The organism is Trichocoleus desertorum ATA4-8-CV12 (assembly GCA_019358975.1).
GTDB lineage: Bacteria > Cyanobacteriota > Cyanobacteriia > FACHB-46 > FACHB-46 > Trichocoleus > Trichocoleus desertorum_A.
Genome location: JAHHIL010000017.1, coordinates 65,343 through 92,332, shown reverse-complemented (window position 1 = coordinate 92,332; position 26,990 = coordinate 65,343). Strand labels below are relative to the sequence as shown.

Genomic DNA, 26,990 nt, shown 5'->3' with positions numbered 1-26,990 from the left:
ATCTTAGTGTCATAAGTTACATCCCTAGCCCTAAAAAGTGGGTGCATCTGCATGGCTCGATACGCACTTGTCATTGGAATTGCTCAGTACAAAAGCCCGCTGAAAAATTTGGACAAAACAACGATTGATGCTGAGGCGGTAGCACAAATTCTAGAAAAGTGCGGCGATTTCGAGAAAGTGACTCGTCTACCAGCCCGTCTCAACCCTGAGAACAATGTTTATGAGATGGTTTCACGGGGGGTTACAGGGGCTGAACTAGGTCAAGCGTTAAAAACTTTCTTCTTAGAGCGTGCAGATAAGAGCGAAGCACTGATTTACTTCACAGGTCATGGCCTTACTGTATCGGATCATTTAGGTCAGAAAAAAGGATATCTAGCTACTTCGGATTGTGTCATTGAAGCTCAAGGTCAAGAAATTGTTGAGCAACAGCATGGCATTGCTCTAGATAGCCTGAATGATCTCATTCGAGCCTCGAATTTGAGCAACCTAGTCCTACTTTTGGACTGCTGCCACGGCGGCTATTTCTTAGAACGGAGCTTAGTCGAACAAACCCTAACCGCCTTCAGTTCGCAAAGAGATTATTACTTAATTACTGCTTGTCGTGGATTTGAGCAAGCTTGGGCCATTAAAACAGAGCAACATGATGTTTTTACTGGAGCGCTTCTGAAAGGCTTAGCCCCAGAAAATGCGGGTAGGGATGGTCGCATTAGTGGCGATCGCCTGTTTGACTACATCAGTAGTGAACTGAAAGACTCTCGGCAAGAACCAATCCGTATGGGTTGGGGTCGTTCTATCAAACTGATTACTTACCCAATTCAACAGTTACCTACTCTTGAAACCGCGCCCTCGTTTAAGACAGAAAATCCCTACTTAGGCTTGAACGCATTTGCATTAGAACAGGCAGATTACTTTTGTGGTCGTGAGCAGATCGTTCGGGTCTTGATTGACCATTTAAGAAAATCCCGCTTTTTAGCAGTCATTGGGCCGTCTGGTTGTGGCAAGTCTTCTTTAGTGAAGGCAGGGTTATTTCCACTGTTCAAGCGCAATGGCTTGCCAGGAAGTAGTCAATGGGCAATTGAAGCTTTTACACCAGGTAATTACCCGATTGCTCGACTACTAGAAACTTTAGCGCGTCAACAGCAACGCTCTGAGCCATTTGTCCTGTTTATCGATCAGTTTGAGGAGTTATTTACGCTATGTGGCGATGACAAAGAACGCCGTGACTTTATTCGTTTGATGTCTCAAGAGGCAACCAATTCTGAGCGTCCAACCAAAGTCATCATCGCAATTCGTGGCGATTTTATCGATCGGTGCGCCGCTTATCCCGAAGCAGCTAGTCTAATTAACCAAACTCAGCCGAATTTAGTTACACCTCTAACATTGCTTGAGCTAAACGAGGCGATCGAAAAGCCTGCAAGTTTGCACGGTGTCACCTTGGAGTCAGGGTTAGTATCACAAATTGCTAATGATGTGGTCGATCGCCCTGGTGCCTTACCATTGCTGCAATATGCGTTAACAGAACTTTGGCGAGTTTGCATTGAAGAAGTAGAGTCTGCTCAACCTTGCCTCACTTGGCATGGATATCGCGAGATTGGTGGGGTGAAGGGCGCATTAGAAAAGCGGGCTGATCTGCTCTATCTCAGTTTTTCTCCTGAGGATCAAGCGTTTGTTCGTCGTCTATTGCTGGAGTTAGTACAAATTGGGGAAGGTCAAAAGTTCACGCGCCGCCGATCGAGTTGGGAAGACCTAAGGGCGATCGCTGACTCTCCAGAACAACTCGATCGCGTTACTCGTCGGCTTTCTGATCAACAACAACGTCTGATTATTACTTCCGATAAAACCGTAGAAGTTGCCCACGAAGCATTATTTAGTGAGTGGAAACTGCTGCACGATTGGATTGAAGAGAGTCGTGAAGATATTCAACTCAATCGTCGTTTAGAAGCAGCTTGTCAAGATTGGCAGGATATCTATCAACAATCCGAAGATGCTTTATTAACGGGTGCCCCCTTAGCTGCGATCGAAGCTTGGATTGATAAATCTCAACCTAAATTACCGCTGCAAGAAGCAGAGTTTATCCGAAAAAGTGTTGAGAAACGCGATCGCGAAAATCAGGCTCAATTAGAACAGGAACGTAGGCTGCGAGAAGAAGCTGAAGCAAGAGCTAAAGAATATCAAGGCAGAGTCAAGGCTGAAAAACAGCGAACTCAGATTGCTACTACATTTGGAGTTTTACTAGCCATCTTAGCAGCTGTATCAGGCAGCTTAGCCTTTTCGGCTCAAACAGAAAAACGTAACGCACAAGTCAATGAAATCAAAGCATTGACTGCCACATCTAAGGCATTATTCGATGCTCATAATCAACTTGATTCGCTAGTGGCAGCAGTAAAAACTTTAAAGCAAATTCAACTAAAAAGAGTTCAACCTCCAGCACTACTTGAAACAATAGTAACTGAAACGCAAGAGTACAATCGGCTAGAAGGACATAAGCAAGATACGATTGATGCAGATTTTGCACCAAGTGGTGACATTATCGGCTCCACAAGTATTGATCGGACTGTAAAAATTTGGAAGAAGAATGGAGAGTTCATAAGAGATATTGGCAGCTTTCAGAAAGGAATCTGGGGTATTGATTTTAGTTCTGATAGTCAATTAATTGTCACAGGTAGTATAGATGGAGTAGCTAGAGTTTGGGGCATTAAGGGTGATCTCAGACAAGAGCTGAGGCCACAAAAAATCAAAGAGAGAGATGCTGTTTTAAAGGTGAGATTTAGCCCAAATAATTCGATAGTTGCATCTGCCAACTGGGATAAGACTGTAAAGCTCTGGAGAGTATCGGATGGACAGTTATTAAAAAGTTTTGAGCATGGTGATCCAGTTTATGGGGTGGACTTTAGTCCTAACGGTGAAATTATTGTTTCAGGAAGTTGGGATAAGACTGTAAAGCTCTGGAGAGTGTCGGATGGACAGTTATTAAAAAGTTTTGAGCATAAGGATAGAGTTCATGAGGTTGCTTTTAGTCCCAAGGGTAACCTGGTAGCTTCTGCTAGTTGGGATAAGACTGTAAAGCTCTGGAGAGTATCGGATGGGGAGCTACACAGTAACCTCAAGCATGATGCTGCTGTGTATGGTGTCAGCTTTAGTCCTACTGGAACTATGGTTGCTTCCGCTAGTGAAGATGGAACTATTAAGTTATGGAATGTGCCTGCTGGTAAATTGGTCAAAACATTTAAAGGCCATAATGGGCCAGTCAGCGCCATTAATTTTAGCCCTGATGGAAAACTTCTAGTATCTACCAGTGATGATCGAACCGTAAGGGTTTGGGGTCTAAGGTCAATTCAACCCTCAAGCTACGAGACGAACGGTCTTATTAATGCTAGCTGTATTTGGCTAAATGATTACTTAAGTACTAATGTTAATATTGCTAATGAAGATCGTCAAATTTGCGACAGATCCTAATTCTACTGACAATCAAGATTACCCCTATTTTAAGTTAAGGAAAGCTAGCTGATTATGAACGACAAAATAAAAGAAAGCCTTGAATCTGCTATCACGCTGCTAGAATCATCCATACATCAATTAAGATTTTCTTTATTGCGCAAAGATCAGTCTACTAACGTTGAATCCATGACCGATATTCTAGCTCTTATAGAGCCTATGGTGGATTTCAACAAGTCAATACGCGAATACTTAAACAAGGTTGAAGATCAAGATGACAGCAAAAAGGTTGAATTTATTTTGAAAAATTTAACCGACTCTCTAAAGGACATTTCTAGTGTAGAAGAGTTTGGAGGTACAGATATTTCGAAGGCTGCCAGAAAAGCACTTCAAAAAGTTGAGCAAGTTTGTCCAGATAACATATGCTAATTCAACAAGCAAATCTACCAGTAGGAACTAAACCCTTCGCTAGACATTGTCTATAATCGGTTTGCAGATGCTAATCCTAATCGAGTAGAGGAATACCTTAAGCCATATCAGAATAGGACTAACTATTTGATCAATTTCGATAACTATGGTTAGTGCTGCCTAACGTTTTGTGATGCGATCGCCCCTTCACCCCTTAAGGCGATCGCCCACCTCACCTCATAAATGCAATCGCTCTCCCCTATCCCTTAATCCTTCCTTAAGCTGAACACCCTCTACCTTTGGGCGGATCGACAAAACTCTTGGTTATCTTCCGATCCCCTCTTGCAAACTGCAACGCTCAGACCGACACTTATCTTGGGAGTTGACTGGCAGTTTAGAGGTCTTTTGTGAAAAGAGTATTATCGATTATCCTCGGTGGGGGAGCCGGAACCCGCCTATATCCACTCACCAAGCCGCGTGCAAAGCCTGCCGTACCCCTTGCAGGTAAGTACCGCTTGATCGACATTCCTGTTAGTAATTGCATTAATTCAGAAATATTCAAGATTTACGTTCTAACTCAGTTCAACTCAGCCTCCCTCAACCGTCACATTGCCCGCGCTTACAACTTTGCTGGCTTTACCGAAGGATTTGTTGAAGTACTTGCGGCCCAACAAACCCCCGAAAACCCCAACTGGTTCCAAGGCACGGCTGACGCGGTTCGCCAGTACATGTGGTTGTTTGACGAGTGGGAAGTCGATGAGTACCTGATTCTCTCCGGAGATCACCTGTACCGCATGGACTACCGTCAGTTTGTGCAGCGCCACCGAGATACAGGAGCCGACATCACCATCTCAGTCGTGCCCATGGATGAGCGCCGCGCGTCTGACTTTGGCTTGATGAAGATTGACGACTCTGGCCGAGTTGTAGACTTTAGCGAGAAGCCCAAAGGTGAAGCTCTGAAACAGATGCAGGTAGATACCAGCATTTTGGGGTTGGATGCTAAGCAAGCTCAAGAGCGGCCTTATATTGCCTCTATGGGCATTTATGTCTTTAAGCGCGATGTCTTGATGAACCTGCTGAAGCAGGCACCCGATCGCACTGACTTTGGCAAGGAGATCATCCCCGCTTGTGCCGCAGACCACAACGTCCAGGCTTACTTGTTCGATGACTACTGGGAGGACATCGGAACCATTGAAGCTTTCTACGAAGCCAATTTGTCGCTAACCCAACAGCCGCAACCACGCTTTAGCTTCTACGACGAGAAAGCACCTATCTACACCCGTGCTCGTTACTTGCCTCCTAGCAAACTCCTGGATTGCCACGTCACCGAGTCAATCATTGGGGAAGGGTGCATTCTGAAAAACTGCCAGATCCAGCACTCTGTCTTGGGTGTGCGATCGCGCATCGAATCTGGATGTGTCATCGACAACTCGCTGTTGATGGGTGCTGACTTCTATCAACCCTTTGCTGAGCGCAATATCAATTGCGAAACTCAAAAGGTGCCAATGGGGATTGGGGCGAACACCACTATCCGACGGGCGATCATCGACAAAAATGCTCACATCGGTTGTGATGTACAGATCATCAACAAAGATCGAGTGGAAGAAGCTGAGCGTGAGGACCAAGGGTTCTACATCCGCAACGGCATCATCGTAGTTATGAAGAATGCCATCATTCCAGATGGCACCATCATCTAGACGAGGACTAGGGGTGTGGAGTTAGGGGATGATGGCTCTAAAAACATCCACCCTGCGCTCCCCATCACTCGCCTGGTCATTTTGATGGGGCTGCCAGGAAGCGGCAAAACAACCCTGGCTCAATATTTACTCACAGCTAGCCCGGAGCGTCGGTTGATTTCTACTGATGCGGTCCGGGCTCAATTGTTTGGCGATGAAGCAGTCCAGGGGCCGTGGCTACAGGTATGGCAAGAGGTCCAACAGCAGTTACAGCAAGCAGTCGCGCAGATCTCCCAAGGCCAAATTCCTGATGCGATTTACGACGCTACCAATACGGCTCGGAAACAACGGCGGCGGGTGTTAACTTTGGCGCGATCGCTAGGCTTTAAGGAAATTGTCGGTTTTTGGTTAGATTTGCCTTTGGAGGTCTGTTTAGCCAGAAATCATCAGCGCGATCGCGTGGTTCCAGAAGCCGTGATGCTGCGAATGCATCGACAACTTTTAGGTGCGCCCCCAGCTTTAGAAGAAGGATTCACGAGCTTAATTCGTCAGTCTTGGTATCACTAAACCAGGCAATAGGGAAATTGCGATCGCCCTACGTGCAAGACCCGAACCTCTCTCTATCAAGACTTTTGGTACTCTAGGGATGCGCTTACTGATGTGCCTAGAGCAGACGATTCTATAAATAAAGGCATAAACTGAAACTATTAGAGGAGGTAGGTGGATGGCTGCAACCGACTATAAAGATTACTATGCCGTCTTGGGAGTGAACAAAACTGCCACTGCCGACGACATTAAAAAAGCCTTTCGGAAACTCGCCCGCAAGTACCATCCAGACGTTAATCCGGGCAACCAAGACGCTGAAGCGCGGTTCAAGGAAGTCAACGAAGCTTATGAAGTATTATCTGACCCAGAAAAACGCCAAAAGTACGACCAGTTTGGCCAGTACTGGAAACAAGCTGGCGGTGGTTGGCCTGGTGGAGGAGCTAGCCCCAACGTTGATTTTGGCAACTTCGACTTTAGCCAGTACGGCAGCTTTGACGATTTCATCAACGAGTTGTTGGGTCGCTTTGGTAGCCCTGGCGCTGGCCCTAACCCTGGTGCTGGACGCCAAGCCTATAGTTATCGCACCACTCCGGGGGGCGGCCCAGGCTTTGGTGATTTCGGAGGTTTTGGTGGTTTTGGAGACTCCACTACCGCTCCACCTCAAGACAGCGAAGCCGCGATCGCTCTGAGCCTGAGAGAAGCTTTCCAAGGTGTGCAAAAACGCCTCAATTTAGGCAATGAAGTCATTGATGTCCGGATTCCTCCCGGTGCTAAACCAGGTAGCCGCATTCGGGTCAAAGGCAAAGGGCAAGCTAGCCCTTATTCGCCTCAGCGTGGTGATCTGTACCTTGTCGTCAACATTCAACCCCATCCCTTCTTTCAATTTGAGGGCGACAACTTGCTCTGTGAAGTGCCGATCGCGCCCGATGAAGCAGTGTTAGGAGCCCAGATTGAAATCCCCACTCCCGATGGCAGTGTCACCATGAATGTGCCTGCTGGTGTGCGGGCAGGGCAATCTCTACGCTTGCGAGGCAAAGGTTGGCCCAATCCTAAGGGTGGACGCAGTGACCAAATTGTAAAAATTGCGATCGCCTCCCCTAAGGAACTTAGCTCCCAAGAGCGCGAGTACTACGAAAAACTTCGAGCGATTCGCAGCTTCAATCCTCGCAGTCATCTACAAGGCATGCAGCTTTAGATGGCCGCTAACAGTTCCTCAACACTGGCGTTGTGGGATAAAAACGAGAACAGATGTTTGAAGCGCAAATTGCCCTGAGCATCTAAAACAAACTGCGCTGGCAGAGGTGCACCTAGGGCTTGCCCAACGTTGTAAGTGCGGAAGACTCGACAGCTAGGATCACTCAGAAGTGGCATCTTTAGCCCTAGGTCGCGTACTACAATTTGGCTTTGGCGATCGTCGGTACTGGTAATCATCAAGACTTCTACGCCGCAACTCGTAAACTCTTCGTAGTTCTCGTTCAGCGCCTTGATGTGGGGGAAGCAAAACGGACAGTACTGCTTTTCGGTGAAGATGCGCGTAAAAGCCAGAATCACGGGTTGCTGTCCACGATAAGCCGACAACTTAAGTCGCTGAGCGTGAGTGATATCTGGTAGCTCGAAGTCTGAAGTCCTCTGACCTAGTGCCAGAGGACTCGTGGCGGGAATCGGGAAAAAGTTGTTGAAGAAGCGCTGATTCAGCAGGCCACTAAAGTCTGTAGAAGTTAGCATTGCTAGCTATGATCTGAGTTCTGAAACTGCGGTCAACCATAAAAAAGGGTGAGCATTGCCCACCCTAGCCATTAAATTACAACTAATCGCTGATAGGCGATCGCTAGCAACTAGACTGCTGCAAAGTATTCCTTAGACTTCACAGGGTCAGGATTCATGGTGGCATCACCAGGCTTCCAACCAGCGGGGCAGACCTCATCGGGGTGAGACTGCACATATTGGATGGCCTGCAAAGTCCGGAGGGTTTCGTCCACACTGCGGCCAAAGGACAGGTTGTTGATGGTGGAATGTTGAATCACACCATCTTTGTCAATGATGAAAAGACCCCGGAGGGCTACACCTGCTTCTGGATCGAGCACGTTGTAAGCAGCGCTGATTTCTTTCTTGATGTCAGAAACGAGGGGATAGTTGAGGTCGCCTACACCACCTTGCTTACGATCGCTTTGGGTCCAAGCGAGGTGAGAGAATTCACTGTCTACAGATACGCCTAGAATTTCAGTCCCGATTTGCTTAAATTCGTCGTAGCGATCGCTGAAAGCAGTAATTTCAGTGGGACAAACGAATGTAAAGTCTAGGGGATAGAAGAACAAGACAACGTATTTGCCTCGGTAGTCAGACAGCTTGATGGTCTTGAACTCTTGATCGACCACAGCCGTTGCAGTGAAGTCAGGGGCAGGGCGACCAACCCGGAGGCAGCCTTCGGTATTGTAGGTCAAGGTCATGTACTTATTCTCCTTGAATAATCTACAGCTCTAGGTTTGCGGAGTCATAGGCCAAGCAGCACAAAGCTTGCTCTTTCCTATGCAGGCAACGACTGATTATTTACGAACTGTTACGTAATATATCATAGTCATAACGATTTTGAGTAGAGGCCAGTGGTAGGTTATCAGGGTTTATGCGGAGCTGAATCGGCGATCGCAGAATAGAAATCTGCATTATTCCAAAATTAGTCAGGGTCCTATCACCAGGCAGCAGACAATCCTGAATCAAAGCCGTAGACTAAGCATAAAAACCTAAGCAGCATGGATAATTTAGATACACGGGAATGGCTACTCACCAATGGGTTAGGTAGTTTTGCCAGTGGTACTGTTTGTGATGCTCATACTCGCACCTATCACGGCTGGTTATTTGCTGCGCTTGATCCTCCCAGTCAACGCACCCTCCTGCTGTCTCACATCGAGGCCAGTTTAGAAATTGCAGGACAAGTTTTTTCTTTAGGCACTCATTTTTGGTTAAACGGAGCAGTTATCCCCCAAGGCTTCCAACTGCTGCAATCTTTTGAGGTTGATCCTGCGCCCACTTGGGTTTGGGCCGACTTTCCCTGGCAGTTTACCCGTCGCCTCATCTTGCCCTACGGCTGTGTTTCCGATGCTACTCCTGCATCCCTTGGCAGTGACGATACATCACTCCGTTTCAGGCACCAAACTTTAATTCAATACAGCTATGAAGGTAGTGAAGCGGCAACCCTGAGGCTACGGCCCTTGATTAGCGATCGCGACTTCCACCATCAACAACAAGCCGACCCAGAGCTACATTTCTCCCAAATTGTGGGGCCACAACAACTGCTATTGCAAGCCATTCGTCCGGGTATTGCAGGGACGCCTTGGCATCTGCGCTGGACTCAAGGCAAGTATGAACCAGATGGGATGTGGTACTGGAACTACCACTACCCAGCAGAAACTCAGCGAGGTCTCGCCGATTATGAAGACCTCTACAGCCCTGGATATTTGACTGCGGTTCTGCAACCTGGTGAGCAGCTAACCCTAGAGGCCAGCGTTGGTTGGCCAGAATCAGAGCTACCTTTGCTCCACCGCTCCATGTTTACAGCGGCAATACGAGCCGAGCAACAGCGCTTAGCCCGTGACTTTGCGGCAGTTCTACCTCCGTCTCCTCAAGCCATAAGCCTCACTCCTGCAAAAAAGCAACCTGAGCCCGAACCTGCTCATGGGAGCCATTTGTGGCAGCAACTACTGCGAGCGGGTGATCAATTTTTGGTATATCGCGCTTCGATCGCAGGACCAACCGTGATCGCGGGGTATCCCTGGTTTAACGATTGGGGGCGTGACACACTAATTGCTCTACCAGGATTGGCTTTAGCAACTCAACGGTTTGACCTAGCCAAAGGCTTACTGCAAACTTTTGGGCACTACTGCCACTTGGGTTTGATTCCTAATGCCTTTCCGGACGTGGGGGTGCAGCCCTCTTATAACAGCATTGATGCGGCTCTGTGGTGGATTGAAATTCTGGGTCTTTACCTAGAAGCAACCGCAGACTGGGAATTCTTGGCACAACAATATCCCGTGGTACAGAAAATCTACAAAGCCTTTACGGTCGGCACACTCTACAACATTCGAGTGGATGCGGCAGATGGCCTTGTCACCTGGGATGCTCCCGGCGTGGCTCTTACCTGGATGGATGCCGTAGTGGATGGTAGACCGATTACGCCTCGGCGAGGCAAACCGATCGAGATTAATGCGTTGTGGTACTCGGCTTTGCGTTGGGCTAGTCAGTGGGCTGAACGTTTAGACAAAGAAGCGGTGACAAACCCTGCTAGTTTAGTGAACCAAGCCCGTCGCTACCGCCAACATGCGGATCAAGTTCAAGCTTCACTCCAGCAATTTTGGAACCATGACCAGCAGTACTTTTACGACACGATTGAACCGGACGATCGCCCCGACCCAAAGATTCGTCCCAATGCAGTTTTAGCGTTGTCTCTGCACCATTGCGGTTTCCCAGCAGATCAGGCACGTCAAGTGTTGCAAGTGGCTCGCGATCGCTTGCTCACCCCCTACGGTCTACGCAGCCTCGACCCCGCTGATCCCGACTACATTGGCTATTATCTAGGTGAACCCGGAGGAGTGGCACCGCAACCCATTCGCGATCGCGCCTACCATCAAGGCACCGTTTGGAGCTGGTTGATTGGCCCCTTTGTGCGAGCCTGGGAGCGCTTCTTTGATGTACAGGGCAGCGAACCTTTACCGTTTGACTGGCAACCGTTGCTCGATCATCTGCAACATCAAGCTTGTCTCGGCTCCATTTCCGAAATTTTTGATGGTGACGCGCCTCACCAACCTCAAGGTGCGATCGCTCAAGCTTGGTCAGTGGCAGAAGTGATCCGCCACTGGCCAGGTCAAGAATAGCTACGCTGTTTTAGCGATCGCAACTGAGTTTTGAGACTTGAGGTAGGCCAGAAATTGGCTCAACTCGTTGTTAGTCAGCTTGGAGCGAGTTTCCTTACCCGCAAACTGCTGCTTCAGATAATTACGACCCTGGATCTCGTTCCAGCCCAAGCGCTTCATCTCTTGAGTGGTTTCGTGCATCAACCGCTCTCGCCCCACTGGCCCTTCAGCGATCGGGGTAGGTTCACCGCTCCAACCATTTTCCAAAGCAAACTTAGCGGCTCTGCCGTCTCCTTTGCCTTGCATGTAGCGAATAAAGGCTTCCTTGCCTTGCCGTCCTTTTTGCTCATCTAGGTAAGCACACAGGCCAAACTGTTCTGCCGCATCTTTGAAGGCATTACGAAAAGCCCGGACAGGTGGTGTCCCAATGATTTTGGCTTTGCCGCGATCGTTCACCTCTGGAAAGGTTTTGTCGTCACCAATGCCTGTGCGCGTCACACCACAGATTGTCAATTCGCAACGAATCACTGTGTAGTCGCCTGTTGTAATCGGATCGCTATATTGGCTGCTCCACTCACCAGGACAGACTGCGTTGAGTCGTTGGGTAATAATCTGGTGCGGTACAAAGAACCAGCGCCCACCTCCGGGTAGGTCTCGCTCTTTGTGTTCCTCTGGCAGAAACCACGCTTGCAGTTGCGGCAGAATCTCTTCGAGTTTCATAGGTTTTGGGTGCAATAGCTAGATGCCTTGGACAAGGCTGGAACTTGAATCAAAATCTCTAATTTCTATTGTCTCTAATAGAACAGGCGATCGCCTAGGGGCAAGCACGACTCATTGACGCTAATCCTGAGCCCGCTAAAAACTTGGTTAAACTAAGCTTAGAGTTGCTACCGCTGCTATGACTTACGCACCTAACTTGGGCACGCCAGAAGACACCCTGGAGGATGTTATATTTCCTCCCAGTGACTTGCTGAGTGATGAGCCACCTTTGGAAAGCTATTTGCATTTGCAACAACTTCTGCTGCTGCTCAAGTGCCTAGATTGGTGTTGGCACCCGGGAGGGCCTACAGCCCGCGACGACTATTTTGCAGCAGGCAATCTCACCATTTATTACAGCCCGCGACAGCGCAAGTCGGAGCAATTTCGAGGGCCAGATTTCTTTGTGGTGCTCGGCACGGAGCGGAAGCCTCGGAAAAGCTGGGTAGTTTGGGAAGAAGAGGGCAAATATCCCAATATCATTGTGGAGCTACTGTCTCCTTCCACCGCTGATACCGATCGAGGCTTGAAAAAGCAGATTTATCAAGATATTTTTCGCACTCCAGACTATTTCTGGTTTGACCCCGATCGCCTGGAATTCGCAGGATTTCACCTAGTAGACGGTCACTATGAACCGCTAGAACGCAATCCTCAAGGTTGGCTATGGAGCCAGCAATTACAGCTGTTTTTGGGAATTCATGCAGCTCAGTTGCGCTTTTTTACAGTTGAAGGCCAGCTAGTCCCTACCCCGGAAGAATCAGCCGAGGAGGAACGGCAACGGGCAGGACAAGAACGACAGAGAGCGGAACAAGAACGGCAAAGAGCCGAGCAAGAACAGCAAAGAGCCGAGCAAGAACAGCAAAGAGCCGAGCAAGAACAGCAAAGGGCGGAGCAAGAACAGCAAAGAGCCGATCGCCTTGCTGCAAAATTACGAGAATTAGGCGTAGACCCCTCCAAGATTTAGGAGAGCGATCGCCTAAGCATGAGCTACCTTGAAGCTAAAGCATTCCAGGAGCAAAATCATGGTTGCTGCGGTTCAAGAGTTTGATGCCAAAACTTTTGTGAAAGTGCGGGCCTCTCTGGATGCCAGGGAGCAAAGCTGGCTAACTTGGGCAGGCTCAATTTATGCCTTCATTCCCGGAGAGAAACGGCAGCGGCTGTTCAAAATGGTAGGGATGAGCGTCAGCCGCTGTATCCCCGCTGAGCCAGAAGGAGCCTGGGATTTTGTCTCGCGAGAACTGACCTACTACCTCGACCCCCAGACCAACGAGATTTTGCATCAATGGCACAATCCTTGGACGGGTGAAACGTTGCCCGTGATGCATGTGGCTAACAACCCAGTGCAAGCTTACTTTCAAGGTCAATTTCCAGCCCATGTGGATGGTGAAATTGCCACTTTTGCGTTTGATCTATTTCCCACTTATCCCAACCCTTTGGCCAAAGATGAACAGTTTCGGGAGTACAGTCCTCAAGCTATTTATCAAGCTGCGGAACTATTTAAACTCACCGTGCCTTTAGCAGACCTGTTGAATCCTGAACTCAACTCAGTTTCTCGATTGCACCTCGGTTGGGATCGCATTGGGCCTTGGCTACCCTGGATGAAGATGGGCGATCGCCCCGGACAACTGATTTACAGTGCTTACGGTAGCAAGGTGGGTGGCTTAGCTGACTTACCGCCACAGCTACAGTCAGAAATCAACACTAGAGTTCCCGCTTACCAATCAGCCCCTCAATCCCCTCAAGATGAGTCAGATGTAACTTCTTGGCTCTACTTCAAACAGCACTTTGCCGCCTATCTAGCAGGAGCCACCTTTCCAATTTCAGAATGAGAACCTGTACCCGGTTTAATCATCATGAAACAAGTGATTCGCTGCATTGGTTTATGGCTGGCATTCTTCCCCTTCCTTGCATCTGTCGCTCATGCCGCCCCCCTAGACACTGCGCTTGACCAAGGAAGGGCAACAGAGGCAGTACCTCTGATTGAGCAAACTTGGGAAAAGCAATACGAAGATTACTTTCGCGTCAACTTTCCAGACCCCTCTATTACGGCTGTAGATGTCGCCAAAACCCTCGATCAGCTGGCAACCCAAACGGGCCAAAAACCAGCCTTGATTTATGTTGTGCCCAGAGCCAAACAACTAGAACTGGTGCTCATCACCCCTGGTCAACCGCCAGTGCAAAAACGCATTGCCGCTCCTAATTCTGTGTTGTTGCCTCAGGTGAAGCAGTTTAGCCAAGCGATCGCTGACCCACGGTTGCAATCTAGCAACCAGTATTTACCAGCCGCACAGCAACTCTATAAATGGATGATTGCGCCGTTAGAAGCAGAGTTGGCCGCTCAAAAAATCGACACGTTAATCTTTTGCTTAGGGGTAGGGCTGCGTACACTTCCTTTATCAGCACTACATGACGGGCAGCAGTTTTTAGTCGAAAAGTACAATCTGGCTCGGATTCCCGCTTTTACTTTGACGGATACTCTCTACACTGACATTCGCAGGGCACCTGTTTTAGCGATGGGTGCTTCTAGTTTCAAGGAGCAAAGCCCTTTACCGAGCGTACCTGTAGAGTTGTTTTTGGTGGCTCGGAATACTAAATCTCGGCAATTTTTTCTCAATCAAGACTTTACTTTGGCAAATTTACAACGTCAACGTACCAGCCAAGCTTTCAAAATCATTCATTTGGCGACTCATGCTGACTTTCAACCCGGAAAGCCTCGCAACTCATATATCCAGTTGTGGAATGACAAGTTGCAGCTGAATGAAATGCAGCAGTTGCGTTGGCAAAATCCTTCGGTAGAGTTATTGGTGCTGAGTGCTTGTAGAACGGCGATCGGCGATCGCAACGCAGAGCTGGGGTTTGCAGGGTTGGCGGTGCAGGCGGGGGTAAAGTCGGCGATCGCGAGTTTGTGGTATGTCAGCGATCAGGGAACTTTAAGCTTAATGAGTGAGTTTTATCGGCAACTGCAAACGGCTCCGATTAAGGCAGAGGCTCTAAGGCGATCGCAAATTTCATTATTGCGAAAGCAAGTGCGGATTGAAAATGGTCAGTTACATAGTTCTAGGGGACCGTTTTCGCTGCCTCCAGAGTTGGCGGTGCAGAATGAGGATCTCTCACATCCTTACTATTGGGCAGCGTTTACGGTGGTGGGGAGCCCTTGGTAATTTGGGGATTTTCGTTACTTTTCCCTCACGCTGTACCTACCACCATTCCAGACGCTAACTCTAAGGTGTCACCCAGGCGATCGCCATTGTGATAGGCAGCGAGGAGTACGTCACTAGTTTTGCCCCAAGCGATCGCGCCATTGGCATCAATACCAATAGCACCTAGGTCGCGCTGATTTTGCTGAGACTCACTAAAGGAGCGCTCGAAGGCAGCTTGTAGGGGTAAGCCATCAGTGACCCGCACGACAATCCGCGCGGCTAAACACTCATCAATAATGTCTTCCCCAATGCCAGTACAGCTAATGGCTGCATGCGTTGTGGCGTAGTTGCCCGCAGGCATGGCGGAATCGCTGACTCGGCCCACGCGCTCAAAGCCTTTGCCTCCAGTTGAGGTGCCAGCCACCAGATGCCCTTGGTTGTCGAGGGCTACCACTCCGATTGTGCCGCGCCCAGCATTGCTATCGGCAGCGAGTTCTTCTGCAACGACACCCGCCATTGTTTTAGAAAAGTTGCCTTGCCGCTCCTGAATCCACTCTTGTAGCCGTAGCTCAGTTAAAGGCTCATGGGGAGGAATTTGCAATTCGCGCAGTAATTCAGCAGCTCCATGATCAGAAAGCACGCGATCGGCTGAGTTTTGCAAGGTTTCAGCCAGATTGATCGGATTTTTCACACGGGAGACGTTAATCACGCCACTAAAGCGTTGAGTTGCGCCATCCATAAGCGCCGCACTCATACGGATCTGGCCGTCAGATTGCAGCACTGACCCAGTGCCAGCGTTGAAGCGGGGATGGTTTTCTAGGAGTTGGCAACCCCGCACAACCGCAGCTTGAGCACTGGCTCCTTGATTGAGGAGAGCGTAGACTTCTTCCACAATGCTGTAAAGGATTTGCCGTAACGTTTCAGCTCCCCCTTTGCCTTTTAAGGAGCTACCCGCTCCCCCATGAATAATTAGCTTTGGCTGCACCCGTGACATAACTAGCACCTTTAGTAAATAAATAGCTAAAACTCAACTGGCTGAAACTAACGCGATCGCTAGCCCACCCTACAACGCCACGCTTTATAGTGCTACGCATCAAGTTTAGGGCAAAGGGGGTGTGGGGGATTCGCCCCCAGCCAGGGGTTTCACCCCCGCACCCCGTCTTAACCTTTATCAGTACTGCTCTATCAATCTAAAGGCTGAGCTTGGCTACGACGACGGCGGCAGCGCTCTGAGCAGTACTTGACTTCGTCCCAGCAGTCCTCCCATTTCTTCCGCCAAGCAAAGGGTCGTTGGCAAACGGGACAAATTTTGGTGGGTAAATCTGATTTAGAACGAGCACGCCCCATAAGGAAAAGCTGCAAAGACCAACGGTGGGCTGTAAGGTATGGTGGAAAATTAGGTTGTGATAAGGCCATAACCACGACTCCAGGCTCAGTTTACTAAAACTTTGGCTGGCTTACCCTCTATTCCTGGTTTTACATGTCTGAAACTGCTCTAGCTAACGTGCGAATTGTCTTAGTAGAACCCGCAGGGCCGCTCAATGTAGGTGCGATCGCCCGTGTGATGAAAAACATGGGTTTGCAACAGTTGGTATTGGTCAATTCTCAATGCGATCCCCTAGGGCCAGAAGCACGCCAGATGGCAGTTCACGCTGCGGATTTGCTAACCACAGCACGTTTGGTCCCAGATCTCCCCACTGCTTTACAGGGATGCCAACGGGCGATCGCAACCACAGCCAGAACTCGCACCCTAGAAACTGAACTAGAACATCCCCGAACCGCTCTTCCTTGGCTATTACCAGGAGCCATCGCAGTTGAGAAAGCAGTTGAGACAACAGAGACGGGGAATAACCCAGAGGCAACGACCACCGATGATTGGCAATCAGCCTTAATTTTTGGTCCAGAAGATCGAGGATTGAGTAACGAGGAGCTGAACTACGCGCAGCGGTTCATTCGCATCCCTTCCAGCCCAACTTATCCTTCGCTGAACTTAGCTCAAGCAGTCGCAGTCTGTTGCTACGAGCTATATCAATTTGTTCAGATGGGTGCAGAAGCAATGGTCATACCTCAAATTGCCCCTAGACCAACTTCCCTACCAACTCCTCAGCCCTCAGCCACCCCAACTTTGAGCGCTCCTCTAGAATCCTTAGAAGCGTATTATCAACAGTTAGAAACTTTGCTCTTGAAAATTGGTTATCTTTACCCGCATACTGCAACCAGCCGCATGGAAAAGTTTAGACGCTTATTTAATCGAGCTGAACTTTCGGTTGCTGAGGTGGCGATGTTGCGGGGTATTCTCAGTCAAATGGAGTGGGCACTACAGCAGAGTCAGAAGTACGAAGAGGTATGAATTGAGGGCTGTCTTAGAGTCCTTTCATTAGAGTCCTCTCAAGAGAGGCACCACCAGAAAATAGGGGCGCGATCGCGGGTAATTAGGCACAGTTGCCGCAGAACAAGGTTAAAATTCATCCAAATTTGTGTGATCAACTGCAAATACGACTAACCTAACGGCAGCGTTGCTCAACGCCAACCATGAGAAGCGAGGGAGATCGGTGAGAAGTGAGGAAGATCGGTGTGGCTAGAGGTGTACAGTTTAATTTGTTGTGTCGGGAGGCTCGCTGATGACAGATCAAGGTAGCACTATGAGCCGTCGGCACCGTCGTCGCCAAATGTTGCAGGCATCACAACAACAAGAAGTTACGAAAAGACTGCCTAGCCAACCCGAAACTTTGCCCTCCGCTCAGAACTCTATTCCTAATGCTCCAACGCAATCACGGCATCGGGCTACCCATCGAGCTGGAGCTCAGCCACACTTGCGCCTCAATTTAAAGCAACTTTTGTCAGGCCAAACAGATCGCCGTTTATTGCCCCCCGCGACGACCAACGGGAAATTAGTGGTGTCGCCATCAAGAAGCAGCGCGATCGCACCTACAACCCGCCGTCCACCGAGAGAGAGTGCCTTACGCCCATCTAACAGTGCTCAGCGTCTCCCCGGATCGCGAGATGCCCACTCAATCGACGATAGCCTCTGGCGCGATCGCCTCCTGCCCCTTACCCCGAAAGAAACAACTAGAGAAACCGCCAAAGGGTTAGGTACCAGAAATCTGTTACCTTCTGAGCGACGCACTCAAGTTGGTAGCCCCATTCCTGGTAACTCACCTACCCGAACCAGATCGGGCAAGCGAACCAGACAACGTAATCCTAAACTCCACCGTCCCCAACCTCCAGCTCAGTCAATGGCTGAGTTGAAGCGTAAAGCTGCTCAGCGATCGCAGCTGCGGCGATCAGTTTCACCATTGTTGTATGGCACTCGACTATTGATCTTGGGCTTAGGCATTGGGGTGATTGCTGGAACTTTGCTCTCCACCTTAGACCCCAGCCGCTTTATGGCTGGAGCCTCCCAAACTGCGATCAATGCTAAAAGCCCAACTGAGCAACAGGCAAAACTGGGTAACTCAGCTAAACCCCCTATGCCGTTGAAGTTAAGCCAAGAATCTGCCCCCCTCAAGGCCGAGATTCAAGGGCTGACCAGACAAACCTCTGGTTTAACTCCAGGCGTATTTCTGATCGATCTGGATACATCAACTTACGTAGACCTGAATGGAACTGCCGTCTTTCCGGCTGCTAGCACGATCAAAGTTCCAGTTTTAGTGGCCTTCTTTCAAGATGTAGATGCTGGCAAAATTCGCCTAGATGAGCCGCTGACGATGAAGCCTGAGTTAATTGGCTCCGGGTCAGGCGATATGCAGTACCAACCTCCAGGCACAAAATTCAGTGCCCTAGAAACTGCCGACAGAATGATTACTATTAGCGACAATACAGCGACCAACATGCTGATTGCTCGCCTGGGTGGAGTGGCTGCCCTCAACCAACGCTTTCAATCTTGGGGCCTCACCGCAACAGTGATTCACAATGCCCTGCCTGATCTCCAAGGCACCAATACAACCAGTCCTAGAGATTTAGCCACCTTGATGGCCTGGGTGAATCAGGGAGATTTGGTGTCGATGCGATCGCGCGATCGGATGCTGGATATTATGCGGCGCACCGTTACGGATACCCTACTGCCACGCGGTCTAGGAGAAGGCGCGACCATTGCTCATAAAACTGGAGATATTGGTTCTCTGATTGGAGATGTCGGTTTAATTGACATGCCCAATGGTAAGCGCTATGTCATTACTGCTTTGGTCAAACGTCCCTTCAACGATGGGCAAGCCTCAGAGTTAATTCGCCAAATTTCCCGCGTGACCTACAACAATCTCAGCCAAGCTGGGGGAGCTGTAAATGGGACTGTGCCAGGGGTCAACATTCCTCCAGGTGCAGGCATGGCTATGCCCAATCCGCCTGTAAACATGCCCCAGGGAAATCCCACTAGTGCTCCAGGTGCTCCAGGTCAATTTCGCTCAATGCCTCCCACTGCGCCAGGCACGTTTAACCAGGCACCTGGGTTTAATCAGCAATAAGGCTTTCAGAGAGAGTCTCAGAGAAGTTCTCAGAGAGATCGTCTGAGGGATGCTCAGATACGCTGTCTGAGAGACTTGCTGCTTCCATAGCCGTCATTTGGTCTAGAGTTTGCCAAATCTCCTGCAACAATGGCTCTAGACCAATATGAGCTACGGCAGAAATTAGAAACACAGGTGCTTGACTGATTTCTCTTAACTGAGCTGCAACCGTCTCCAAGGTTTGTGTGGCTTCTTCCTGGTTTTGGATGGCGTCGATCTTATTGAGGGCAATGATTTGTAGACGATCACCTAACCCTCGACCGTAGGCGTGTAACTCATCCTGAATGGTCTGATAAGTCGCGATCGGATCTTCTGCGGTGCTGTCAATCAGGTGTAACAAAAGTCGAGTCCGCTCAATATGGCGTAAGAAGTCGTGGCCCAAACCTGTGCCTAGATGCGCTCCTTCAATCAACCCAGGGATATCGGCAAACACAGTGCCATCTCCCGTTGGTTTACGGACGACTCCTAAGTTAGGCACCAAAGTAGTAAAGGGATAATTGGCAATTTTGGGTCGGGCAGCAGATAAAACCGAAATCAAAGTAGACTTGCCTGCATTGGGTAAACCAATGATTCCTACTTCCGCTAGCAGCTTTAGCTCCAACCGTAACAGGCGGGATTCGCCAGGTAAACCTGGTAAAGCTCGTTCGGGAGCACGGTTATGGTTGCTGAGAAAGTGCTTGTTACCTAGCCCCCCTTTGCCACCTTGGGCAGCACAAAAGGTTTGCTCAGGTGTAATCAAGTCGCCTAATACTTCATCCGTTACCGCATCGTAAATCACCGTGCCGCAAGGTACTTCAATGATCCTGTCCTCTCCCGATGCTCCAGTTCGGTTACTGCGGCCACCCCGTTCGCCATCTTCCGCTTTAAAGATGTGCGCATATCTAAAGTCAAGCAGAGTTTGCAAGTTCGGGTCTGCCTTTAGAATCACGGAGCCGCCTCTGCCACCGTTGCCGCCCGATGGTCCCCCTGCGGGCACATACTTTTCACGCCGGAAGGCGACTAAACCATCACCGCCGTTACCAGCTTGAACTTGAATTTCTGCCTGATCAATGAATTGCATGGGGATGAAAACTGAACCGTTATCTATCCATCATAGGTAACTAGCTCTTTGTTGAATCAGCTTAACTTCATCTGATAGCAGCAAAATCAGGAATATGGTAAGGTCTGTCTTCACTAAGTAGCCAGTTGAGCCAATCGCTTTAAAGTACTCAAAACGCCATATAAATCGTTGCCTGGATTGAGTAGAGAGAAGATCCTGGAGAGAGCGTACTGAGGCGTGGCTTGTTGGGCCAGTTTGACAAAGATGAAGTCACTGCCATTGGTAATTAAGCCAAAAGCAGGTTTAGTAGAGCTTGGGTTGCTCAGCAGATAGGCTAGGAGCTGCGGCAGAGCTAGAGAAACAGAAAAGGTAGTTCGTTTGGACTCAATGGCTAGCACCCACAACTGCTCTTGCAATACCAATACATCTATGCGTCCCTGAACCAGCACTCCTTCATCTTCGGCAGTGACTTGGACCGATTCCTCTGATGTCACGCGAAAGGGTGGTAGGTAGAAACCAGCTAAGTCTAGCAAGGGAGACAGCACCACCATTTTGACGGTGTTTTCTAGCATGGGATACTTAGCCAGATTGAGATAGCTCGCCTTCACTCGGTCTAGCGCTTGTTTTTCTGAAGCTGAAATTTCTAGAAGCTCCTCTGACCACTCGGTAAAAAATTGCGGCTCTACTGTGAGCTGCAACCCGAACTTCGCCTCTACGTCATGGAGATTAAGGCTTTCAGCTCGAATTGTCTGGACCATGACTGCCTCTCCTTAGTGATAACGATCTCAGTAGTAATTAGCGATCGCCTCTTGAATCCAGATCAATTAGCCATGTTCATTAACCTGTTGTTGCAGCCACCCATCTACGGGTTGGCCATCTCGCCGCTTTAGCTCAATTTCGACGACCAAAACTTCCTGGGAGCCTGGAGGGGCAGGTTTTTGGTGAAATAAAACCTCGTAGGCAGCAGGATCTTCGTTACGCTCCCGTAGCCAGTCTTGCACCTTCATCGTGGCAAAGAGCGATTGCCCCTGCTCAAACATCCGCGTAATTTGCATTTGCAGGGTATAGGGGTTATACCGAGGCATAGCTGACTCCGATCGCTGAACAGTACCCAGATTTTAGCTTGTGGGAGTGACATCCTCCCCTCCTAACCGCAAGCGGTGTAGCAGGGGCTTCCCAACCTCACGATTGAGAATTGCTGCTTCACAGGACTCGTAACCGAGTATCCTCCACAGCCAGAAACCGTTAGTCCCAACGGCCTACTTACCCGATTCAAGATGTTGATCGCTGCGTTCCAATCTCTATCCAGGTTCACCCCACAATGAGGACAACGATGAACCCTTTCCGACAGCGCCTTCTTCACTGTTTCACCACATCCCGAACATTCTTGGCTGGTGCCGTTGGGATTCTCTCCAATTGCGACCTTGCCGCGTTTGAGCGCTACTGCTTGGACAATTGTGAGAAATGCACCCCAGGCCGCATCCAAGATCGACTTTGCCAATCGGGTTCTGGCAAGTCCTTTAATGTTCAGAAGCTCAAATGCTATCAGGTCGTAGTGGGCACAGAGCCAGTGGGCAACTTGATAGTGAAACTCTTGGCGTTGGCGGGCGACATGCAGATGCAGCCGTGCCACTCTATTCGCCTGAGCGTCGTAATTTTTAGACCCCTTCCGTTTGCGACTTAATTGCCGCTGTTGCCGAGCTAATTGCTGTTGAGCCTGCCGGTAATACTGGGGAATCTCAACTGCTTGCCCATCCGAGGTCACTAAAAACTTTTCTAGTCCGACATCTATGCCCACTGCTGACTTGATTTCATCGACAGGTATCGCATCAGGAACCACACCATCTTCCAGGGAAAGACTGACATACCAGCCATCTGCCTTAGACAGAATGGTGGCCTGCTTCAGTTCAAATCCATCAGGAATCGGTCGATGCAAAATCACCTTCATCTCACCAATCTTAGAGAGCTTTAAGGCGCTACCCCTGAGATGCGCGCCTGCCTTGGGATGGTTTACCCGTGGAAAGGTGAATGAGCAGATATCACCTCGTTTCTTGAAGCGAGGTCTGCCGCCTCTCTTGCCCGTTTTATCAGGTGTCAGCCAACGCTTCCACGCCTTGTCTAGGCGCATCAGATTTTGTTGCTGGCAGTCGGCATAGATGTGCTTGTACTCAGGGAATAACTCTTTAGTTCGCTTTAACTGTGATGCTTGAGTGGAGTAATCCACCTTGTCTGGAATCTCGCCTATTGGCTCTGCAACTAAACTGCAACGGTCAATTGGTGAACGAGTTCGACGCAACCAATCCAGGCGTTGGCCTAGAGCATAGTTCCAGTGCCGACGCAACAATTCACCCCAGAGCGCCATAGTGGTCGCCTGTTCTGGAGTGGGGTTGAGTCTGTATTGATAGGTGATTAACATGCTACCATTGTAATGCAAAAGTAATTACAATGGCAACCCATGAAGACCTTGAACATAAGGCTTCCAGAGCAAGAGCTAGAGCTACTGAAAACCTATTGCGATCAAGAAGATCGAAGTCAGACCGATGTCATCAGAGAGTTTATTCGTGGCCTGAAGCGAAAGACTAAAGCTGGTCATTAAGAGGGCATCGTTGCTTGCTTCCGCGCAGCGGTACCCCCTTAATTACCCTCCTATCCCCCTCACCGCCAAGCTATAGCCTTCGGCATGGCTGCGCTAACGCTGTGGCGGGAGTCCCCCGGAGGTTGAGATGGTGAGGAGTGAGCGATTAGCGATTAGCAGTTAGTGGTTAGCCAACTAAAAGCTAATCACCAACCGCCACTCTTTACCGAGCAATAAGATGCGCCCACACATTCCCATCTGGGCCTGCGACTCGATCCATGTAACTGTAGGGGTAAAGCAGCTTGCGGCCTTCGGTATCGTAGTAGCCAGAGAGAGCATCACCCCAAGGATCATTCACGATGAAGCCTTGCGGCGTGTAGCCCACCACGCAAACAATGTGACCAGTTGCAGTAAAGTCGCCTCCCATGACCACGGGACGACCATTAATCAGTTCGTCTTTTACGGCTGACCAGTTGCGAGTCGTGCTAAAGCTGGTTTTGAAACCGTAAGCTTTAATCATTTCGGAGAGGACGGCGTTATCGGTTTGCGATCCTTCTCCGTAGCGGCTGAGGCACCATTGCAATAGTTCATCCTCTAGCTGGCCGCCTTGCGATCGCCGTCCGTAATAGTAAAAAATCATCGCGATCGAGGTGACGTTGCAAGTGGCCCAGGAATAGCGGGGGTTGTCTCGCTGGGAGAAGTAAGGAACATTGAGTTCCACCTGGGGTGGCATCGGGTTGAAAGGCTTGGTGCCCCGCTTCATCTGGATAAAGTCGGGGAAGAGATAACCCGTATTACCAAATTGAGGCAATTCTTCGGTGAGGGAGGCTTTGATATGGCCATCGGCGATCGCGTAACCTGCCACCCCGTAAATACTGCCTGCCGTTAGCGCGAACTTTTCTTGAGCTTGCAGACTAGCAGAATCAACCGGACGTTTTTTAAACACAGTGGATTTGAGCACTGTAACTGTGAGGGCATCTGGGTCAAAGGACACAACTTTATTGTTGTGCTTGATCTGAATGTGCTCCCAATAGATATAGCCAGTTTGGCCAAAACCCTGAATAGGAGCAGCCAGAGATACCCGAAAATGGCCCTTGATAGCAGCGTATCCAGTGATTTGCAAGGTTTGTCCTTGTAACAACTCTGCTTTTTGGTTTGCCGCTAACGAGGCGGAGTCCGCGGGTTGAGCCTTAATTAAGGTAGTTTGTGTGACGAGCACCTGAGCACTTAAAGGTGTGTTAGGAACATCACTGATATTAAATTTGAAAACCTGCGCTCCCTTGCTGAGCTGCACATGCTCCTCAAAGAAATAGCCAAATTCCCCAATCGGGGCGATCGGTGGGTTGAGTACCACTTTGAGATGCCCATCTACTGAGCCATAGCGGCTGACTGTAAAGGTTTGGCCTGCCTTCACAGCCACCTTTTGCTGAGCGTTGAGACGAGCTGAGTCAATCGCCCGAAACTTAAATAAGGTATCTCGCAAAACTTTTAAGGTTAATGACTGGCCTACGGTCATCGGGTCGGTGCTGACAGTCAGGTAAATGACTTCATCGTCAACCAGCTTGCCAGCGCTATCGGTGCCTTTGAGTTTTAGCCAGCGAGAGCCTGCTGCCTTAAAGCCTTGGTTTAAGTTCACCTGCCAAGTGCGTTTTTGAGCATCCACCGTCACTTCCAAAGGATATTTGTCTTCTGCGGCGAGCGAGACTTTGGCAATTCGCAACGGGTCGTAGGTGCCCTTCAGAACCACGGCCTGATTGATCAGAACTTCTCTGGGGCCACTGTAGGTGAGTGCGGGTGGGGCTGAAGCAACTGCTGGAGTACTGGGAGGCTGGGCTTGGGAGTTGGTCATAGTGTCCTCAGACGGTGGATGACTCTTTTTTCTAGTCTTTATGTCTAGAGTGGCGACATGTCTAGAGTGGCGACTTCATCCTATGGAAGTGGCACCCTTCAGTTTTAATTTTGCCTGGCTCGCTTCTGAATGACTCATGTAGAGCAGGGGGCAAAAGCAAAGCACTCAAGGCAACTACAGTTGAAAAGGAATACTTTCCGACACAGTTCAAAAATCAGTCTGACACTCTAGGGCTAAGCTACTGGTTAAGGCTCTACCTCCCATCTAGCAGAAGGTTGAAAAAGAAAAATCCCAAGATGATGACCACCTTGGGACTCAATAAAATCGATGCGATTAAACAGGGTAAATGCTGCCGTAGGAACTACACACCCAAGTCAGCCAAAATATCAGTTGCGTGGGTGTCAGTCTTCACAGTGGTGTAGACGTTGCTGATAGCGCCGTTGCTACCAATGACATAGGTGACGCGCTTGGCATAACCGCCGCCATCGACATCGTAGGCTTTCGTGATGGCACCGTTGACATCGGAGAGGAGAGGAAAGGGGAGATTAAACTTCTCTGTAAACTTCTGGTGGGAAGCTTCGTCATCAATGCTGACACCCAGCACAACAATATCTTTGCCTTGATACTGGCTGTAGTTGTCTCGGAAGCTGCAAGCTTCTTTAGTGCAACCGGGCGTATCGTCTTTGGGGTAGAAGTACAGCACAACTGCCTTGCCTGCAAAGTCAGACAGCGAAACAGTATTACCGTTGGTATCTTTGGCTGTAAATGCGGGGGCAGTATCACCAACAGATAAAGGCATAGATTCGGCTTCCTTCTAGTTTCTAGGTTCAGTTCCAGATTGTAACTTACCGGGCTTTTTACAGCGCTAGCAGGATTGATTCCCGAAGGGGGCGATCGCTACTCTCCCTTAAGGTTGAGCGGCAAAACGTAAAGTTATACTTCAGACACTTGCTCTTGCACTTCGGCATTCTGTAGTCTTTGTTACAGAAATATTTTTTAGTTCTTACCAGCAGAGCCGCTTAATCAGTAGCAATCTGCCAGTTGATTGAGTAGCACCTACTCAATCTCTGACTGAGACCCAGGTTAAAAATCAAATTAAGGAAACTGACTTATGAAAGTTCAACTGCAATATTCCCAAACTGCTTTTGCTCAGACTGCTAACTTTTGCTGGCTCCCTGGTCTGGCTCCAACCCCCACCGAACCTCAAGCTTCTACCTGGGTGCATTTGCTAGAGCCTCCTAGCACTTATAGCTATGACGAAGCTTTGCTAATTTGTCAGCAGTCTGAAGATGAGTGGCTAGCTTGGGTACCTGAGCACGGTGAAGTAGTACTGCACGTTAACCAGTTTTATCGCACTGCTTAATTCGTTCAGGCTTCCCTAGAAGTGACTCTGGAAGTGACTACAGTGGACTTGAATCGACGCGATCGCCTCAGCCAATGCTAAGCCAATGCTAAGCCAATGCTAATGAGTAGCGGCTAGCTCTACACTCTCCACACCATTATCACTATCACTGGATTTAAGGAGCGCGGCTTGGGTGCGTACCCACTCAAACCAAGCCTCCAAGCCTTCGCCAGTTTTGGTGGAAACCGGAATGATGGTGGCATGAGGATTCATTTGCCGCACATTTGCCACAATTTGCTGAATATCCACTTCTAAGTAGGGCGCTAAGTCCATCTTGGTAATCAGCAGGCAGTCCGCTTCTTGGAACATCACTGGGTATTTCAGTGGCTTATCTTCACCTTCGGTGAGGCTGAGCAGGGCCACCTTGGCATGTTCTCCCACTTCAAACTCAGCGGGGCAGACCAGATTCCCCACGTTCTCCACCAAGACCAAATCGAATTCGGTGGGGTTGTAGTTGTGGGAAAACTGATGCAACCCGCCCGCTACCATCTTGGAGTCGAGGTGGCACGAGCGTCCGGTGTTAATCGCGATTACTGGAACGCCATACTGCCGCAAGCGATCGGCGTCGAGTTCGGTAGTCATATCGCCTTCAATCACCGCAATTTTTAGCTCACTGGTCAAAGCGGCTAGAGTGCGCTCTAGTAGGGCTGTTTTGCCAGCACCCGGACTGCTCATGAGGTTGAAGCAGGTGATGCCCCACTGATCAAAATGAGCCCGATTATGGTCAGCTCCAGCTTGGTTAGCGTGGAGCAGGTTAATGCCAAGGGCAGCGTCGAAGGTTTGGTGCATGATTGAGGTGAGGGGATAGGAGTGAGAAGTGA

The 26,990-nt window shown here is 49.4% G+C and carries 25 protein-coding genes; 13 read left to right on the top strand and 12 right to left on the bottom strand.

What is annotated here, in order from left to right:
• Positions 1-51: 51 nt before the first annotated feature.
• From KME12_14340 to KME12_14320, 5 genes are all read left to right on the top strand, one after another.
• The gene (locus KME12_14340) at positions 52-3,456 is read left to right on the top strand and encodes a caspase family protein (GenBank protein ID MBW4488963.1); all 3,405 of its coding nucleotides are present in this window, start codon (positions 52-54) and stop codon (positions 3,454-3,456) included.
• 54 nt (positions 3,457-3,510) lie between these two features.
• Positions 3,511-3,864, top strand: a complete 354-nt coding sequence (locus tag KME12_14335; GenBank protein ID MBW4488962.1) for a hypothetical protein — start codon at positions 3,511-3,513, stop codon at positions 3,862-3,864.
• Between the two features lie 386 nt (positions 3,865-4,250).
• Entirely contained in the window at positions 4,251-5,540 is a 1,290-nt protein-coding gene (locus KME12_14330) for a glucose-1-phosphate adenylyltransferase (protein ID MBW4488961.1), read from the top strand.
• A 15-nt stretch (positions 5,541-5,555) separates the two neighbouring features.
• A complete protein-coding gene (locus KME12_14325) occupies positions 5,556-6,086 on the top strand; it encodes an AAA family ATPase (protein ID MBW4488960.1) in 531 nt (176 codons plus the stop codon).
• A gap of 157 nt (positions 6,087-6,243) precedes the next feature.
• On the top strand, positions 6,244-7,260 hold the full coding sequence (locus tag KME12_14320) for a DnaJ domain-containing protein (GenBank protein MBW4488959.1): 1,017 nt from the start codon (positions 6,244-6,246) through the stop codon (positions 7,258-7,260).
• Here the strand turns inward: KME12_14320 and KME12_14315 are convergent.
• Positions 7,257-7,790, bottom strand: a complete 534-nt coding sequence (locus tag KME12_14315; GenBank protein MBW4488958.1) for a redoxin domain-containing protein — start codon at positions 7,788-7,790, stop codon at positions 7,257-7,259. The genes KME12_14320 and KME12_14315 overlap by 4 nt on opposite strands.
• A 110-nt stretch (positions 7,791-7,900) precedes the next feature.
• Complete coding sequence (locus tag KME12_14310; GenBank protein MBW4488957.1) at positions 7,901-8,512, bottom strand: peroxiredoxin; 612 nt, start codon at positions 8,510-8,512, stop codon at positions 7,901-7,903.
• 300 nt (positions 8,513-8,812) lie between these two features.
• Between KME12_14310 and KME12_14305 the strand changes: the two genes are divergently transcribed.
• The gene (locus KME12_14305) at positions 8,813-10,930 is read left to right on the top strand and encodes an amylo-alpha-1,6-glucosidase (GenBank protein ID MBW4488956.1); all 2,118 of its coding nucleotides are present in this window, start codon (positions 8,813-8,815) and stop codon (positions 10,928-10,930) included.
• Here KME12_14305 and KME12_14300 read toward each other — a convergent pair whose 3' ends face one another.
• Positions 10,931-11,629 (bottom strand): RAD52 family DNA repair protein, encoded by a 699-nt coding sequence (locus KME12_14300; protein ID MBW4488955.1) that lies wholly within the window; start codon positions 11,627-11,629, stop codon positions 10,931-10,933. It lies immediately after the preceding gene.
• Positions 11,630-11,807: 178 nt separating this feature from the next.
• Here KME12_14300 and KME12_14295 point away from each other — a divergent pair, with 178 nt between their 5' ends.
• From KME12_14295 to KME12_14285, 3 genes are read left to right on the top strand one after another with little or no spacing between them, the layout of a single operon-like run.
• Positions 11,808-12,629, top strand: a complete 822-nt coding sequence (locus tag KME12_14295) for a Uma2 family endonuclease (protein ID MBW4488954.1) — start codon at positions 11,808-11,810, stop codon at positions 12,627-12,629.
• 58 nt (positions 12,630-12,687) lie between these two features.
• On the top strand, positions 12,688-13,494 hold the full coding sequence (locus KME12_14290) for a DUF1838 domain-containing protein (protein MBW4488953.1): 807 nt from the start codon (positions 12,688-12,690) through the stop codon (positions 13,492-13,494).
• Between the two features lie 24 nt (positions 13,495-13,518).
• A complete protein-coding gene (locus KME12_14285) occupies positions 13,519-14,826 on the top strand; it encodes a CHAT domain-containing protein (GenBank protein ID MBW4488952.1) in 1,308 nt (435 codons plus the stop codon).
• 25 nt (positions 14,827-14,851) lie between these two features.
• On the opposite strand, the gene KME12_14280 is transcribed toward KME12_14285, so the two are convergent.
• Both KME12_14280 and KME12_14275 read right to left on the bottom strand, forming a co-directional pair.
• Entirely contained in the window at positions 14,852-15,799 is a 948-nt protein-coding gene (locus KME12_14280; protein MBW4488951.1) for an isoaspartyl peptidase/L-asparaginase, read from the bottom strand.
• A gap of 191 nt (positions 15,800-15,990) precedes the next feature.
• The gene (locus KME12_14275) at positions 15,991-16,152 is read right to left on the bottom strand and encodes a DUF2256 domain-containing protein (GenBank protein MBW4488950.1); all 162 of its coding nucleotides are present in this window, start codon (positions 16,150-16,152) and stop codon (positions 15,991-15,993) included.
• A gap of 133 nt (positions 16,153-16,285) precedes the next feature.
• On the opposite strand from KME12_14275, the gene KME12_14270 reads away from it, so the two are divergent.
• Positions 16,286-17,155: an RNA methyltransferase gene (locus KME12_14270; GenBank protein MBW4488949.1), complete on the top strand. Its 870-nt coding sequence runs from the start codon at positions 16,286-16,288 to the stop codon at positions 17,153-17,155.
• A gap of 886 nt (positions 17,156-18,041) precedes the next feature.
• Complete coding sequence (locus KME12_14265; GenBank protein MBW4488948.1) at positions 18,042-19,265, top strand: class A beta-lactamase-related serine hydrolase; 1,224 nt, start codon at positions 18,042-18,044, stop codon at positions 19,263-19,265.
• Here KME12_14265 and obgE read toward each other — a convergent pair.
• From obgE to KME12_14245, 4 genes are all read right to left on the bottom strand, one after another.
• Positions 19,252-20,364, bottom strand: coding sequence for a GTPase ObgE (gene obgE, locus KME12_14260; protein ID MBW4488947.1), 1,113 nt, complete (start codon positions 20,362-20,364; stop codon positions 19,252-19,254). The two genes, KME12_14265 and obgE, sit on opposite strands and share 14 nt — an antisense overlap.
• A 113-nt stretch (positions 20,365-20,477) precedes the next feature.
• On the bottom strand, positions 20,478-21,101 hold the full coding sequence (locus KME12_14255) for a restriction endonuclease subunit R (GenBank protein ID MBW4488946.1): 624 nt from the start codon (positions 21,099-21,101) through the stop codon (positions 20,478-20,480).
• 66 nt (positions 21,102-21,167) lie between these two features.
• Positions 21,168-21,428, bottom strand: a complete 261-nt coding sequence (locus KME12_14250; GenBank protein MBW4488945.1) for a hypothetical protein — start codon at positions 21,426-21,428, stop codon at positions 21,168-21,170.
• Between the two features lie 62 nt (positions 21,429-21,490).
• Positions 21,491-22,759, bottom strand: coding sequence for a transposase (locus tag KME12_14245; protein MBW4488944.1), 1,269 nt, complete (start codon positions 22,757-22,759; stop codon positions 21,491-21,493).
• Between the two features lie 39 nt (positions 22,760-22,798).
• On the opposite strand from KME12_14245, the gene KME12_14240 reads away from it, so the two are divergent.
• Complete coding sequence (locus KME12_14240; protein MBW4488943.1) at positions 22,799-22,939, top strand: ribbon-helix-helix protein, CopG family; 141 nt, start codon at positions 22,799-22,801, stop codon at positions 22,937-22,939.
• Between the two features lie 202 nt (positions 22,940-23,141).
• Here the strand turns inward: KME12_14240 and KME12_14235 are convergent, their stop codons facing one another.
• Together KME12_14235 and KME12_14230 are read right to left on the bottom strand one after the other, a co-directional pair.
• A complete protein-coding gene (locus KME12_14235; GenBank protein ID MBW4488942.1) occupies positions 23,142-24,767 on the bottom strand; it encodes a C39 family peptidase in 1,626 nt (541 codons plus the stop codon).
• Positions 24,768-25,128: 361 nt separating this feature from the next.
• A complete protein-coding gene (locus KME12_14230; protein ID MBW4488941.1) occupies positions 25,129-25,566 on the bottom strand; it encodes a peroxiredoxin in 438 nt (145 codons plus the stop codon).
• A gap of 312 nt (positions 25,567-25,878) precedes the next feature.
• Between KME12_14230 and KME12_14225 the strand changes: the two genes are divergently transcribed.
• On the top strand, positions 25,879-26,130 hold the full coding sequence (locus KME12_14225) for a hypothetical protein (protein MBW4488940.1): 252 nt from the start codon (positions 25,879-25,881) through the stop codon (positions 26,128-26,130).
• 99 nt (positions 26,131-26,229) lie between these two features.
• On the opposite strand, the gene hypB is transcribed toward KME12_14225, so the two are convergent.
• A complete protein-coding gene (gene hypB / locus KME12_14220) occupies positions 26,230-26,958 on the bottom strand; it encodes a hydrogenase nickel incorporation protein HypB (GenBank protein MBW4488939.1) in 729 nt (242 codons plus the stop codon).
• Between the last annotated feature and the right edge of the window lie 32 nt (positions 26,959-26,990).

Excerpts from the sequence above, each read along its gene's own strand:
- KME12_14340 (MBW4488963.1), top strand. The coding sequence starts at position 52 with ATGGCTCGATACGCACTTGTCATTGGAATTGCTCAGTACAAAAGCCCG.
- KME12_14335 (MBW4488962.1), top strand. The coding sequence starts at position 3,511 with ATGAACGACAAAATAAAAGAAAGCCTTGAATCTGCTATCACGCTGCTA.
- KME12_14320 (MBW4488959.1), top strand. The coding sequence starts at position 6,244 with ATGGCTGCAACCGACTATAAAGATTACTATGCCGTCTTGGGAGTGAAC.
- KME12_14315 (MBW4488958.1), bottom strand. The coding sequence starts at position 7,790 with ATGCTAACTTCTACAGACTTTAGTGGCCTGCTGAATCAGCGCTTCTTC.
- KME12_14310 (MBW4488957.1), bottom strand. The coding sequence starts at position 8,512 with ATGACCTTGACCTACAATACCGAAGGCTGCCTCCGGGTTGGTCGCCCT.
- KME12_14305 (MBW4488956.1), top strand. The coding sequence starts at position 8,813 with ATGGATAATTTAGATACACGGGAATGGCTACTCACCAATGGGTTAGGT.
- KME12_14300 (MBW4488955.1), bottom strand. The coding sequence starts at position 11,629 with ATGAAACTCGAAGAGATTCTGCCGCAACTGCAAGCGTGGTTTCTGCCA.
- KME12_14295 (MBW4488954.1), top strand. The coding sequence starts at position 11,808 with ATGACTTACGCACCTAACTTGGGCACGCCAGAAGACACCCTGGAGGAT.
- KME12_14290 (MBW4488953.1), top strand. The coding sequence starts at position 12,688 with ATGGTTGCTGCGGTTCAAGAGTTTGATGCCAAAACTTTTGTGAAAGTG.
- KME12_14285 (MBW4488952.1), top strand. The coding sequence starts at position 13,519 with ATGAAACAAGTGATTCGCTGCATTGGTTTATGGCTGGCATTCTTCCCC.
- KME12_14280 (MBW4488951.1), bottom strand. The coding sequence starts at position 15,799 with ATGTCACGGGTGCAGCCAAAGCTAATTATTCATGGGGGAGCGGGTAGC.
- KME12_14275 (MBW4488950.1), bottom strand. The coding sequence starts at position 16,152 with ATGGGGCGTGCTCGTTCTAAATCAGATTTACCCACCAAAATTTGTCCC.
- KME12_14270 (MBW4488949.1), top strand. The coding sequence starts at position 16,286 with ATGTCTGAAACTGCTCTAGCTAACGTGCGAATTGTCTTAGTAGAACCC.
- KME12_14265 (MBW4488948.1), top strand. The coding sequence starts at position 18,042 with ATGGCTGAGTTGAAGCGTAAAGCTGCTCAGCGATCGCAGCTGCGGCGA.
- obgE (MBW4488947.1), bottom strand. The coding sequence starts at position 20,364 with ATGCAATTCATTGATCAGGCAGAAATTCAAGTTCAAGCTGGTAACGGC.
- KME12_14255 (MBW4488946.1), bottom strand. The coding sequence starts at position 21,101 with ATGGTCCAGACAATTCGAGCTGAAAGCCTTAATCTCCATGACGTAGAG.
- KME12_14250 (MBW4488945.1), bottom strand. The coding sequence starts at position 21,428 with ATGCCTCGGTATAACCCCTATACCCTGCAAATGCAAATTACGCGGATG.
- KME12_14245 (MBW4488944.1), bottom strand. The coding sequence starts at position 22,759 with ATGTTAATCACCTATCAATACAGACTCAACCCCACTCCAGAACAGGCG.
- KME12_14240 (MBW4488943.1), top strand. The coding sequence starts at position 22,799 with ATGAAGACCTTGAACATAAGGCTTCCAGAGCAAGAGCTAGAGCTACTG.
- KME12_14235 (MBW4488942.1), bottom strand. The coding sequence starts at position 24,767 with ATGACCAACTCCCAAGCCCAGCCTCCCAGTACTCCAGCAGTTGCTTCA.
- KME12_14230 (MBW4488941.1), bottom strand. The coding sequence starts at position 25,566 with ATGCCTTTATCTGTTGGTGATACTGCCCCCGCATTTACAGCCAAAGAT.
- KME12_14225 (MBW4488940.1), top strand. The coding sequence starts at position 25,879 with ATGAAAGTTCAACTGCAATATTCCCAAACTGCTTTTGCTCAGACTGCT.
- hypB (MBW4488939.1), bottom strand. The coding sequence starts at position 26,958 with ATGCACCAAACCTTCGACGCTGCCCTTGGCATTAACCTGCTCCACGCT.